A 12,062-nucleotide genomic window follows, 5' to 3' on the forward strand; every position below is an offset into this window, starting at 1 on the left:
GCGGTGTGGCTGGACGGCGTGCCCATCCCGTCCTGGGCGCGCCCCTGGGTCGGCTGGGTGGTCGGCATGGACTGGCCGCAGGCGCGCGAGGCCGACCTGTTCGCGCTCGCCGACGAACTGGTCGCCGCCGCGCGTGACATGGCGCGGGGCGCGCACGGCGGGCGGCTCCCCGGGGAGCCCGACCCTGCCGTCTGGGACGGCGAGGCGCTGCGCGCGTTCGCCGCGTACGTGAACGACCGGATCGGCGGCGGGCGGGCCGACGTGGTCGCCCGCCTCGTGCGGCTGGCCGTCGCGCTGAACGACCTCGGCGTCCAGGTGCAGTACACCAAGCGGATGATCAAGCTCTCCGTGCTGCTGCTGGTCGTCCAGATCGGCTGGCTGCTGTGGGCGCTGCTCACGCCGGGCACCTCGGGAGTGGCGTTCAGCGCCATGGTGCTGCGGGCCCGCGCCGCCAGGATGACCGTCAGGCAGCTCGGCAAGCGGCTGCTGTTCAACATCGCCCTGTTCGGGGCGCTCATGGGCGGCATGGACCTGTACCTCCAGGCGAGCCAGCGCCGCAGGGACGGCATCGACGTCGGGCAGCTCCTCGGCTCCGTCGGCACCGGCATGCTGACCGGGGCGCTGCTCACCGGCGTGACCTGGCTGCGCCCGCCCCGGTCGCTCCTCGGGCTGATGGGGGAGTCCGCCCTGGCCGGGGGCGCCGCCACGCTCGTCACGCAGGTCGCCTCGGGGCAGCCGCTCGACTGGGAGGCGGTGCTGAAGGGCGCGACGGCGGGCGGCATCGGCATGGCCGACGCGCACTGGGCGAGCTGGGGCGGCGCCCCGGCCCACCACGCCTCCTCGGGCCCCGGCGGCGCGCCCGGCCACGGCGCCCCCTCCGGCCCCGACGGCGCGCCGTCCGGTGCGTCGTCCGGTGCCTCGCCCGGCCCTGACGCCACCAGGCTCGCGCGGGCGCTGCCCTCGCTCGACGACCTGCCGCCCGAACCGTCCGGGCACCTCGACGCCCTCCTCAACCGCGACGGCGGCGGCACCGGCGCCGTGGGGGAGCCGGTCAGGCTGCCGCTGCCCGCCGGACGCGAGACCGTCAGGGCCGAGCTGATCGACGGCCGGCACGGCGCCGAGGTGGAGAAGGAGTTCTCCGGCGCCGAGCGGCGCGACAGGGAGCACTTCGGCTCCAAGCTCGGCAGGGCGCTCGGCGCGGACGTCGCCCCCACAAGGATCACCGGCGACCGCACCGTACGGGTCGGCTGGGTCGGCGGCGAGGAGCCCGTGATCGTGCGCCGCCCCGGCGGCGCCTGGGAGGTCCCGGGCCACGACACCACCCGGCACGGCGTCCTCATGGGCGCGCTCGACACCGTCACCTCCAACCACGACCGGCTCGGGAACGGGCCGGGCGGCAGCGGCCTGCGGGTCGAGCACGGCGTGCTGCGCGGGTTCGACCACGACAAGGTCCTCGAACACGTCCTGCCCGACACGGCGAACCCGATGGTGCGGCACTTCTTCCGCGAGACCGAGCCCGGCGGCCTGCCCCGTTTCGTGGACAACCCGCTGCACCCGCGCGACATCGAGGTGCTGCGGCCCCGTGTGGAGACGGTCCTGCAGGAGATGCGGGCCGCCGGGCGGGGCGACTGGGCCGCCAACGCCGCCTACCTCTTCGGCAAGATCGCCGAGCACGCGAGCGGCCCGGTGCCGATCCTCGACGCGCCGCCCGGCGTCCCGCTGGCCTTCTCCGACGCGCCCACGGCCTTCACCGGCCTCGGCGACCGCGCCACCGTGCCCGCCGCCCCGTCACCCGACCCGGGGATCCCCGGCGGCGCCCCGCACGAACCCACCGGTACCCCCAGCGGGGTCCGGGCGCGCCCGCCCGACCCCGACCCCGACACGAGGACGCCGCACCGCCTCGTGTACCCGGAGCGGGAGCTGGCCGTGCTGCGCGACGGCCGCGCCTACGCGGTGGACCCCGGCTCGGCGCTCCAGGCCAGGCAGTGGGCCCACCTGCGCGCCGACGCCCCCGTACGCGTCCTCGACCGCCGCACCGGAGTCCCCGAGGTGGACGGCGCCGCGCACGTCGAGGTCCGCCGCTTCCGCCTCGACGCCGGGGACGTGACCGAGCTGAGCGTCCGCGTCCGCCACGTCACCGCCCCCGGCCTGGACGAGGGCGCGCTCGCCCTGCTGAAGCGCCGCGCCGCCGAGGCCGCCGACCTGTTCTTCAACCACCGGCACCGCCTCTCCGACGGCAGCCAGCTCCACGTCAGGCTCACCTTCGAGGAGGTGGCGAACGCCGCCCCCGGGGCCGACGGCGTGGTCACGTTCGCGCCGGGTCACGGCAGGTCGGACGCCCTGACCTGGCACGCGGCGGAGGCGCCGGACACGCTCGCCCACGAGATCTCCCACCTGCTGGCCCTGCCCGACGAGTACCGGCACCCGGGCGAGCCCGGCAGGAGGACCCCGACCTCCGCGGCCGTGCCCGGCGACCCCGGTCTCATGGGCGACGCGCTGCGGCACCAGTGGTGGGCGTCGGGGGAGCTCATGGCCGACCGCGCGGGCCGGCCGGTCGTCCAGCTCTCCGGGCTGCGCGACCGCCACCTCGCCGCCCTCGAACACCTGGTGCGGCTGGACGACCCCCTCCCGGCCGCGCGCGGCGAGGCCGCGCCCCGGGGCGGGTTCGCCGAACGCACCCGGGGCGCCGAGCGTCTCGTGCTGCCCGCCGAGCTGCGGGACCTCGACCGCCGCTTCCCCGCCGCGCCAGGGACCGACCCCGTCGGGCACGCCAGGCGGCTGGAGCGCGTCCACCACCTGTTCGGCGGCGAGGACGTCACCTCCGCGCACCTCGCCTACACCGACGCGCTCACCGACGCCGCCGCCCTGCTCTACGGCAAGGACGTCACCGTGCTCGGCCCCCGCGACTTCCTCCGCTTCCACCGCCTGGCCACCCTCCTGGGCGGCACGCCCGACCACGGGATGCCGTACGGGTTCCTGATCAGGGGCATGCTCGGCGACGCCCTGGGCGGGCGCGAGCACGTGACTGCGCGCACCGTCGAGGGCCTGGCCAGGCTGGCCGAGTGGTTCACCGCCGACGGCGGCAGGACGCTGCCCCGCGACAACGGCGCCGGGGTGCTGCGGCGGGCCGCGGGCGAGCTCCTCGGGGAGCCGCCCGGCGCGGAGACCGCCCGCAGGGCCGCCGTCTCCTTCGCGTACGCGGGCGAGCACTCCTACGCCCTCGCCGCCGGGACCGCCGACCTGCGGGCCCTCACCGACGGCCTGCGGAGGCTGCGGGCGTCGGGCGGCGAGGTGAGCGGACCCGACCTCGCCCACCTCGCGGACCTCGCCCATCCGCCCGGCCCCGCCGTCCCCCGCGCCTCCCCTGACGGCCCCGGCCGGGGCCCGCTGGCGCCCGACCCCGTCACCCGGGCCGCGCTGCGCGAGGGGCAGAACCACGCGTACGCGCTCGACCCGCGCCACGCCGTCCGCGCCGAGGCGTGGGAGCAGGCCAGGGCGGACACCGTCCCCGAGCAGGTCGAGGGCGGCCTGCCCGGGGCCGCCGACGTCGAGCTGCGCAGGATGTGGGCGCGCGGCCCCGACGGCACGCTGCGGCCGGTCAGCGAGTTCACGGTGACCGTCCGCTACCAGGCGCAGGCAGGGATGACGCCGGACGAGCTCGCCGCGCTCAGGTCCGACGTGCGCGACGCCGTCGACCTCCACTTCAACCACCAGCACACGCTGCCCCTGGACGGCTCCCAGCTGCACGTACGGGTCGAGTTCGAGCCCGCCCCGCCGGGGACGCGGCCCGAGCAGCGCATCGGCCTCAGACGCGCGGACCGGACGCAGCAGTCGGGCACCATGTCGTTCTCCTCCACGTCGCCGCTGGTCACCCACGCGCAGCGGGTGGGGCACATGCTGGGGCTCGACAACGAGTACCGCGTCCACGGCGACGGCAGCAGGCGGCCCGCCACCGACGACGCCCCCCGCGACGCCAGCCTCATGGGGGCCAACCGCCGCGACCTCGCCTACCCCCACGCCCACAGCCACGCGCTGCGCGGCGCGGACGGGCGCCCGCTGCCCGCCCTCGCGGGGCTGCGCGACCGGCACCTCGTCACGCTCGGCGGCCACCTGCTGCGCGGCTTCCCGTCGGCCGTCGAGGTGCCGCTGCACCGGCTCGGCCGCCCCGAGCCGCTCGAACCCTCCGCCTGGCAGGGCCCGGCGCCGGTGGAGCGCAAGGGCCTGCCCAAGCACGTGCGGACACTGCTCGACACCGGGCGCTTCCCGCAGGGGGACCGGCCGCTGGCCGACCACGTCCAGCGGCTCGACAGGGCGGCCACCCTCTTCCTGCTCAGCGGCCCCGGAGGCGGCCTGCGCCTGCCCGACCTGATGCCACGCCACCTCGACTACGTGGACGCCCTGACCGAGACCGGACGGCAGGCGTTCGGCGCGGGGCCCCAGCACCCGTACACGACGCCGGAGCTCACCCGGCTGCACGCGCTGGTGTGGCAGCTCGGCGGCGGGCCGGAGAGCCGCGCGCCCGACGCGGCGTGGCTGCACGGGAGCGTCAACGCCCTGCTCGGGCGCCCGCCCGAGCACGTCGTGACCGCGGCCGAGGTGCGTTACCTCGGCTGGGTCGCCGCGGGCGGGGAGCCCCCCGGGCAGCAGGCCAGGCGCGGCGTCCTGCCGGAGCTCCTCGTCAGGGCCCTCGACGGGTACGAGCACCGGCGGGCGAACCCCCTCCCGCCCGTCCACGGCAGCCGTGCCCGCTCGCAGACGCCCGACCCGCCGCTGACCGTCCGCGCCGCCGTGGGCGAGGCCACGCCCGCGGAGCGGGCCGCGGCGCCGTGGGGCGACCGGGCCGAGGCGGTCGCCGCGGCGTCACCCCGCGACGGGGAGTCGTCGCCGCTGGGCGCCCTCAGGGGCGAGGCGCGGGAGCCGGCGGTACGCGCCTGGCTGGAGCGCGTCACCGCCTTCACCGACCCGGTCACCGGGGTGCGCGGACGGCTCGACGACCTCCGCCTGACCTCCGGACGGGCCGAGTTCACCGTCGCGCTGACCCCCGCGTACGGCGGCCCGCCCGCGTACGTGCGGCACACGCTGGAGCTCGGCCCGGGCGGCCGCGCCGTCGCCACGCACGGCGCGCCGGAGTTCTCCGCCCCGGAACGGCTCGCTCCCATCGAACGCCAGGCCGTGGAGCTGGCCTGGCGGCTGCGCCTGGAGCAGGTGGAGAACCTGCTCGTCGCCGCGGGCGCCACGGAACTGAACGCCCGCCCCCTGACCCCGCCCCGCGCCGCCGCGCCGGGCGCGCGGGCCGGGGAGGGCGGGTGAGGCGTGCTCGCGCGGGTCGCCGGGCGGGGAGGGCGGGTGAGGCGTGCTCGCGCGGGTCGTCAGCCGGGGAGGGTGGCGAGCCCCTGGAGGCCGGCGGCGTAGCCGTCAGGGGAGAGCGCCAGGGGCGTCCAGCCGACGCGTGACGCCGTCAGCGGCTCGCCGCCGGGCAGCCGCCACCGGCGCACCACGCCGTCGTGGCGGCCCGCCAGGAGCACGTCACCGGCGAACCGGAGCGAGACGACCATCGCCGGGCCGCACTCCAGGACGCCCGCCGCCTCCCCGGACCGCGCGTCCCACAGCAGGACCGCCCCGTCGAGCCCGCCCGAGGCGATCAGCGGACGCCCGCCGGACGAGCCGACGGCGAGCGCGTACACCGGGCCGGGGTGCGCGTCGGGCAGCGCGAGCAGCAGTTCGCCGGTAAGAGGGTCCCAGACGCGCACCTCCCGCCCGTACCCGGCCGACACCAGCACCTCCCGCCCCTCCACCCGCCCGGCGGCCAGCGCCGCCACCCCGCCGTCCCGCCCGGACAGGCGGCGCAGCGGGACGCCCGTGCCGGGGTCCCAGAGCCGCACGGAGCCGTCCACGCCGCCGGAGGCCAGCATGCCGCCGCAGAACGCCAGCGCGAGCACCTGCCCGGCGTGCGGCGTGAGCACGGCGGCCGCACGCAGCACCCCGTCGTGAACCCGTACGGCGCCGCCGGCCGTTCCGCACACCAGCCGCGGACCGCCGGGACCGCCGCCGCCCTCCGCGGGCCCGGCGGACGCGGTACCGTCCGGCTCCACCCCGGCCCCGGCCCGCCCCACGCCGTCGAAGGCGAGCGCGGTGACCGCGCCGTCGTCCGAGGACGCCTCGGCCAGCAGCGTGCCGGTCTCCAGGTCCCACACGCGAACGGCGCCGTCCGGCGACCCCGCCGCCAGCCTGCCGCCGCCCGCCGTCACCGACGTGCAGGGCACCGCCAGCTCCCGCACGGGCGTGCCGTCAGGCCGCCACACGCGCAGGGCCTCCCCGGACGTCACCAGAGCCGCGCGCCCCCCGACCAGGGCCGCCGCCAGCCCGGTGGGCCAGGCTCCGCCCACCCGCCAGGCCGCGGCCCGCTCGCCGCCGCCCAGGTCCCGGACCGTCACGGAGCCGTCGAGCGCGCAGGACGCCAGCGCGGGCCGCCCGTCCAGGACGGTGAAGGCCAGCCCCACGACGCTCGCCCCGTCACCTCGCAGGTCGTGGACGAGCGCGCCGGTGGCGGCGTCCCACACCCGCACGACGCCGCCGCGCCCGCCTCCGGCCAGCGCCCCGGAGGGTCCCGCGGCCAGGACGGCTCCCGGGCCGAGGGCGCCGTCGAGGGCGCGCAGCGTCCGGCCGGTGGCGGGGTCCACGAGGCGTACCGCGCCCTCCGCGCCGGCGACGGCCACCGCGCGCCCGCCTGCCGCCTCCACCACGCACACCGCGCCGCCGTCCCGGTCGAGCGGGCCGTACGCGTGCCCGCTCGCCGTGTCCCAGGCGTGGACGCCCCCACCGGCGGAGAAGACGGCGCCGTCGTGGCAGGCCAGCGCGCGCACCGGGCCCGCGTGCCCCGTCCGGGCCGCCTCCAGGCGTCCCGAGCCCAGGTTCCACAGCCTGACGACGCCGTCGTCGCCCGCGCACGCCGCCAGTCCGCGCCGCAGCGCGACCGCCCGCACCGCCGTGCCGGCCGGGATCGGCACGGTCAGCGGCTCGCCCCCGGGCACGGCGTACACGCGCAGCGTCCCGTCCTCGCCGCCCACCACGCACGCCGGACGGCCCCGGAACTCGCCGAACGCCGCCGCCCCAGGCTCGCCCCTGCCGCTCCCGGTCCGCGCCACGTGCCCGTACGCCACCGCGGGAGGCAGCGAACCGGCGCCGCCGCGTACCGCCGCGGCCAGCTCGTCCAGCAGCTCCAGCACGGGCGCGAGCCGGCCGCCTCTGGCGCTCCGCTCGTCGGTGACCACCCGGCCGCCCGGCTCGCGCTCCAGCGACACCGGGACGAACCCGGGCCGGGCCTCGCGGACGGCCACGAACGGGAACCCCGACCCGGCGAGCGCGGACTCGAGGCGCGGCCAGACGACGGGGTCCAGCGTGGCCGTCCAGGTGCCGGGCGGAGCCTGCGCGTGCAGGACGGCCCGCCCGTCGTCGGCGACGGCGAGTTCGACGGTGTTGCCCAGCCGGTAGACGATGCGCGCCACGCCGCACGACTGTAGGCCACCGGCGCCCGCCCCCGGGCAGCGGGAGCGGCGAGCACACAGGCCGGGGGTTTCGAAGCGGCGGCGGCGGGCACCTGCCGACGACGGTGGACGGGCGGGACGGCGCCGAGGCGGAGGTGGTCGCATGCGGAAGCTCGTGGCGCTGGGGAACCCGGCGGCCGGCGGCGTGGACGGCGACGCCCGCCGGGCGGTGCTGGAGGTCCTGCGGGGCGGCGCGGACGTCGAGGACGTCGTCTTACGGAGCCCCGGCGACCTGGACGCCGCCCTGGACGCGCACGCGGACCGGGTCCCGGTGGTGCTGGGCGGCGACGGGACGTTGCACGCCGTCGTCGCGGCCCTCCTGCGGCGCGGCGAGCCGGCCGCCAGGCCGGTCGGCCTGGTCCCGCTGGGTACGGGCAACGACCTGGCCCGCGCCCTGGGCGTCCCGCTGGAGCCGAGGGCGGCGGCCCGGATCGTCCTCGACGGCCGCGAACGGCCGCTCGACCTGCTGGTGGACGAGCGCGGCGGCGTCGTGGTGAACGCCGTCCACATCGGCGTGGGCGCCCTGGCCTCGGAGCGGGCGGCGCCGCTCAAGCCGGTGCTGCGCCGCGCCGCCTACCCCGCCGGCGCCCTGATCGCCGGGGTCAGGGGGCGCGGGTGGCGGCTGCGCGTGACGGTGGACGGGCAGGTGGTGGGCGACGGCCGGCGCAGGGTCCTCATGGTCGGCGTCGGCAACGGGACGTCGATCGGCGGCGGCACCCCGCTCATGCCTGGCGCGCGGCCCGACGACGGCCTGGCCGACGTCGTGGTCTCGTACACGGTGCCGCCGTGGTCGCGCCTGGCGTTCGCGCTGCTGCTCCGGCTGGGACGGCACCAGCGGCGCGACGACGTCCTGACCTTCCGCGCCCGCGAGGTGCGGGTGGAGGGCGAGCCGGCGCCCGCGAACGCCGACGGCGAGCCGCACCCGCCCGCGCCCCGCCGCTCCTGGACCGTCCACCCGGCCGCCTGGCGCCTCATCGCCCCGGTCGAGTAGAGGGCGCGTCGTGCCGGCGGCGGCGGTGGTAGCAGACGGCGGCAGTGGCGAGCGCGGCGCCCCAGAGCGGCCAGAAGCACTCAGGCAGCCAGGCGCCCCACTCCGCCAGGGAGAACCGGCCGGCGACGGTCCAGCGGACGTAGGTGAGCCCGGCCACGGTGATGATGATGGAGACGAACCCGGCGGGGACGACCGCGAGCAGCGGCGGCACCCGCCTGCCCCGCAGGCCGGGGATCCAGCGCGGGAAGACCTCGCCCCACCGCTGGACCAGCCCCAGGGTGAGCACGCCGCCGAGCGCGCCGAACGTCGCCAGGTAGGCGCCCGCCAGCCACAGGCCGTCCTCGCCTTCGGCCAGGAACTCCTCGCTCACGCCGAGGGGGACGCCGAGGGCCCACGCCCACCGGGTGGCGCAGTACAGCAGAGGCACCGCGACCGCCACGGCCACCGCGACGCGCCCGCGCTCCGGGGTGAACCAGCTCCCGCGCTCCTGACCCCGGGCGCGGGCCAGCGCCGCGGCGGCCAGCAGCAGGCCGCCCAGCACGCACACGAGCTGGTTGAGCACCGGCCACGGCCAGGCGTCGGCGAAGGTCGCGCCGCCGAGGCTCCAGCCGAAGGCGGGAGCCGCCAGCAGCAGCGGCGTGTACGCGACGCCCATCATCAGCCGGGAGTCGGGGATCACCAGGACGAGGAGCGCGGCGATCGGCCAGGCCAGGAACAGCGGGGCGCGGCGGCTGCTCCGGCGGGTGAGGGCCAGCGCCGTGCCGGCGGTCAGCAGGCCGAGAGCGGCGACCGCCCAGCCGAAGCCCGGCGCCGTCCAGGCCAGGATCGACAGCGCCCCGTCCGGGTCGGGGTCGGAGGCGCCCCACGGGTATCCGGGCGCGCCGAGCGCCCACGCGGCCCCGAGCGCGCCGTAGGCGAGCGCCCACAGCGCCGCCGCGTACGCCGGCCGGTGAGAAGGGGAGATCGTCATGCCATCAGCCTTCCGGCGCGGCGGGAGGGCGGGCCAGATGCCGTTCGGCACCCTTGGCGGCCGGAGCAGGTGCCGTCCGGCACCCCTCGGCGCGGCACCCGATGCGCGTATCGTCGCCTGGGTGAGCGTGATGGGGGTTCTCGCCCAGATGTCGGCGGTGGCCGCCGCCTGGCTGGCCGCGGCAGGGATGTCCTGGCCTCGGTCCCGGCCACGGCTGTCCCGGTGGGCTCTGCCGGCGGCGGGCGTGTCGGTGGCGGTCACGCTGGCCCAGGTGGCCGGCTGGGTGCCACCGGTGCCCGGGTCCGACCTGCTGGGCATGACCGAGAGCGTGGCGCTGATGGCGCTGACCGGCCTGGTCGCCCGCCACACGCCGGTCCGGATGGCCCTCGTGTCCGCTCCGGTGGCGGGCCTGGCGGCGGCCACCTGGCCGCTGCGCGTGTTCACGCCCGCCTCGGCGCTGGAGGGGGTGGGCGTGTGCGCGTTCTGGGGGCTGGGCGCGCTGCTGGCCGCCGCCGTCGGCGCCTACCTGCGGCTGCTCGCCGTACGGCAGGAGCGCGCGGTGGCCGAGACCCGTCTGGTGCTGCGGCTGCGGCTCGCCAGGGACCTGCACGACTATCTGGCGCACGACATCAGCGAGATGGTGGCGCACGCCCAGGCGGGCGGGGTCGCGGGCGATCCCCGGCAGGCGCTGGAGCGCGTCGAGGCCGCGGGCCGGCGAGCCCTGTCGATGCTGGACCGGACGCTGGACATGCTGCACCACGACCGGCCGCTCGGGCCCACCGGCGACCTGGACGGCATCCGGGAGGCGGCCGCACGGTTCTCCGCCGCCGGCCCGGCCCAGGTGGACCTGCGCATGGACGCGGCGGTGGCGGTCCCGCCCGAGACGGCGTCCCTGGCGCACCGGATCGTGATCGAGGGACTGACCAACGTCCGGCGGCACGCCCCGCATGCCGGACGCGTGACCCTGAGCGTCAGCGCGTCGCCCGGCGGCTTGCGGGTCACGATGACCAACGACGGCGTGGCCCGCGCCCCGGCCACCCGAAGGGGCGGCACCGGCCTGGCGGCCCTGGCCTCGCTCGTCCAGGCCCAGGGCGGTGAGCTGATCGCGGGAGCCGCGCCGCAGGGGTGGTCGCTGACCGCCCGGCTGCCGCTGGCACAATCGCCGGAGTGGTCACCCGCATCCTCATCGCCGACGACCAGGCGGGCATCCGCGGCGCCTTCCGGCTGATCCTCGACGCCCAGCCCGACATGACCGTGGTGGCCGAGGCCGCCGACGGGCGCACCGCGATCGACACCGCCAAGGCGGTACGGCCCGACGTGGTGCTCGCCGACATCCGCATGCCCGGGGCCGACGGGATCGAGGTGACCCGCGCTCTGGCCGGCAGCGGCATCCACGTCGTGGTCGTCACCACGTTCGGGCTGGACGAGTACGTGCACGCCGCGCTGCGGCACGGCGCCGCCGGGTTCGTGCTCAAACGCTCCGGCCCCACGCTGATCGTCGAGGCCGTCAGGGCCGCGATGAACGGCGACGTACTCATCAGCCCGCAGCTCACCGTCCGGCTGCTGCGCCGGGCGGGCCCGCCGCGCGAGACCTCCGACGTCGTCCTCACCGAGAGGGAGGACGAGATCGTCGCCCTGGTCGCCCAGGGCATGACCAACGCCGAGATCGCGGCCGAGCTCTTCCTGTCCCCGGGCACCGTGAAGAACCACATCGCCTCCGTCCAGCGCAAGACCGGCGCGAGGAACCGGGTCTCGATCGCCGCGTGGGCCTGGGCGACCGGCAGGGCCAGGCCCTGATCCCGCCGCGGGCCGGCCTGGGGCTCCTGGCGACCTGAAGACACGCGTGGGCGCGTCCCTGCCCGGCTGAGGGCGGGGACGCGCCGCTTCAGGCCCGGGTCAGGACTCCGGAGGGGTGTAGCAGGAGGGGCCGTTCGGCCCGCCGACGCGTACGGACTCGAAGAAGTCGCGGTAGCTGACGTAGAAGTTGCCCTTGCCCCCGGGCGAGGTCGCGGCGGAGCAGCCGCCGTAGTTCGCGTCGGAGTAGAGGTGGACGTACACGCCGGTACGGTTCCAGTCGGACTTGCCGCGGTTGCTCATGTTGAGGGCGGCCAGATCGGGAGTGTCGGCCTTGATGGTGATCATGTCGCCCGAGCCGTCCAGGCCGGAGAACATGCAGTAGTAGGTGTCGGGGCAGCGGTCGTAGCCTTCGGCGGCGTGAGCGGGTGCGGTCGGCAGGAGGGTCAGCGCGGCGGCCGCGGTCGTTAGCACGAGCATGTGAAGCTTTTTGCCCATAACCCCTCTTTGGTGAAGGTTTCCTTCGGCGACGCGATGAACGTACATGACCTTCAGGACTGACGGAAGAGGGGTGAAAGGCGCAAACCCGCATTGCGTCGTGACCCAAATGTGGGGCGGAATGTCATGCTTTCCCGCTTTGAGCCCTTTTAGGAGGTCGGAGAGCATGAATCGACCGTCCGGAAAGGACGCCCCACGCTGATTCCGGTCATGCGGTTCCCGGCCCGAGTCCGGGCCTTGCCGGCAGCGAGAGCCGGGCCGGGTT

General features: G+C 77.4%; 7 protein-coding genes. 4 read left to right on the forward strand and 3 right to left on the reverse strand.

Annotated elements, in window-relative coordinates; translation table 11 throughout:
* Nucleotides 1-3: 3 nt before the first annotated feature.
* The gene (locus tag BMX74_RS22690; protein ID WP_091102608.1) at nucleotides 4-5,310 is read left to right on the forward strand and encodes a WXG100-like domain-containing protein; all 5,307 of its coding nucleotides are present in this window, start codon (nucleotides 4-6) and stop codon (nucleotides 5,308-5,310) included.
* Nucleotides 5,311-5,369: 59 nt separating this feature from the next.
* Here BMX74_RS22690 and BMX74_RS22695 read toward each other — a convergent pair whose 3' ends face one another.
* Nucleotides 5,370-7,505 (reverse strand): WD40 repeat domain-containing protein, encoded by a 2,136-nt coding sequence (locus BMX74_RS22695; RefSeq protein WP_091102610.1) that lies wholly within the window; start codon nucleotides 7,503-7,505, stop codon nucleotides 5,370-5,372.
* 142 nt (nucleotides 7,506-7,647) lie between these two features.
* Here BMX74_RS22695 and BMX74_RS22700 point away from each other — a divergent pair, with 142 nt between their 5' ends.
* A complete protein-coding gene (locus BMX74_RS22700; protein WP_055501253.1) occupies nucleotides 7,648-8,535 on the forward strand; it encodes a diacylglycerol/lipid kinase family protein in 888 nt (295 codons plus the stop codon).
* Here the strand turns inward: BMX74_RS22700 and BMX74_RS22705 are convergent.
* Nucleotides 8,516-9,505, reverse strand: coding sequence for a hypothetical protein (locus BMX74_RS22705; RefSeq protein ID WP_091102613.1), 990 nt, complete (start codon nucleotides 9,503-9,505; stop codon nucleotides 8,516-8,518). The genes BMX74_RS22700 and BMX74_RS22705 overlap by 20 nt on opposite strands.
* Before the next feature lie 130 nt (nucleotides 9,506-9,635).
* On the opposite strand from BMX74_RS22705, the gene BMX74_RS22710 reads away from it, so the two are divergent.
* Complete coding sequence (locus BMX74_RS22710) at nucleotides 9,636-10,733, forward strand: sensor histidine kinase (protein ID WP_055501255.1); 1,098 nt, start codon at nucleotides 9,636-9,638, stop codon at nucleotides 10,731-10,733.
* Nucleotides 10,673-11,302: a response regulator gene (locus tag BMX74_RS22715; RefSeq protein ID WP_055501256.1), complete on the forward strand. Its 630-nt coding sequence runs from the start codon at nucleotides 10,673-10,675 to the stop codon at nucleotides 11,300-11,302. The genes BMX74_RS22710 and BMX74_RS22715 overlap by 61 nt, the downstream gene beginning before the upstream one ends.
* Before the next feature lie 99 nt (nucleotides 11,303-11,401).
* Here BMX74_RS22715 and BMX74_RS22720 read toward each other — a convergent pair whose 3' ends face one another.
* Nucleotides 11,402-11,779, reverse strand: a complete 378-nt coding sequence (locus BMX74_RS22720) for a peptidase inhibitor family I36 protein (RefSeq protein WP_236714545.1) — start codon at nucleotides 11,777-11,779, stop codon at nucleotides 11,402-11,404.
* Nucleotides 11,780-12,062 lie beyond the last annotated feature (283 nt).

This window comes from Nonomuraea pusilla (assembly GCF_900109355.1).
GTDB lineage: Bacteria > Actinomycetota > Actinomycetes > Streptosporangiales > Streptosporangiaceae > Nonomuraea > Nonomuraea pusilla.

Coding starts and splice junctions, on each gene's coding strand:
- BMX74_RS22720 (WP_236714545.1), bottom strand. CDS start 11,779: ATGCTCGTGCTAACGACCGCGGCCGCCGCGCTGACCCTCCTGCCGACC.
- BMX74_RS22700 (WP_055501253.1), top strand. CDS start 7,648: ATGCGGAAGCTCGTGGCGCTGGGGAACCCGGCGGCCGGCGGCGTGGAC.
- BMX74_RS22710 (WP_055501255.1), top strand. CDS start 9,636: ATGGGGGTTCTCGCCCAGATGTCGGCGGTGGCCGCCGCCTGGCTGGCC.
- BMX74_RS22705 (WP_091102613.1), bottom strand. CDS start 9,505: ATGACGATCTCCCCTTCTCACCGGCCGGCGTACGCGGCGGCGCTGTGG.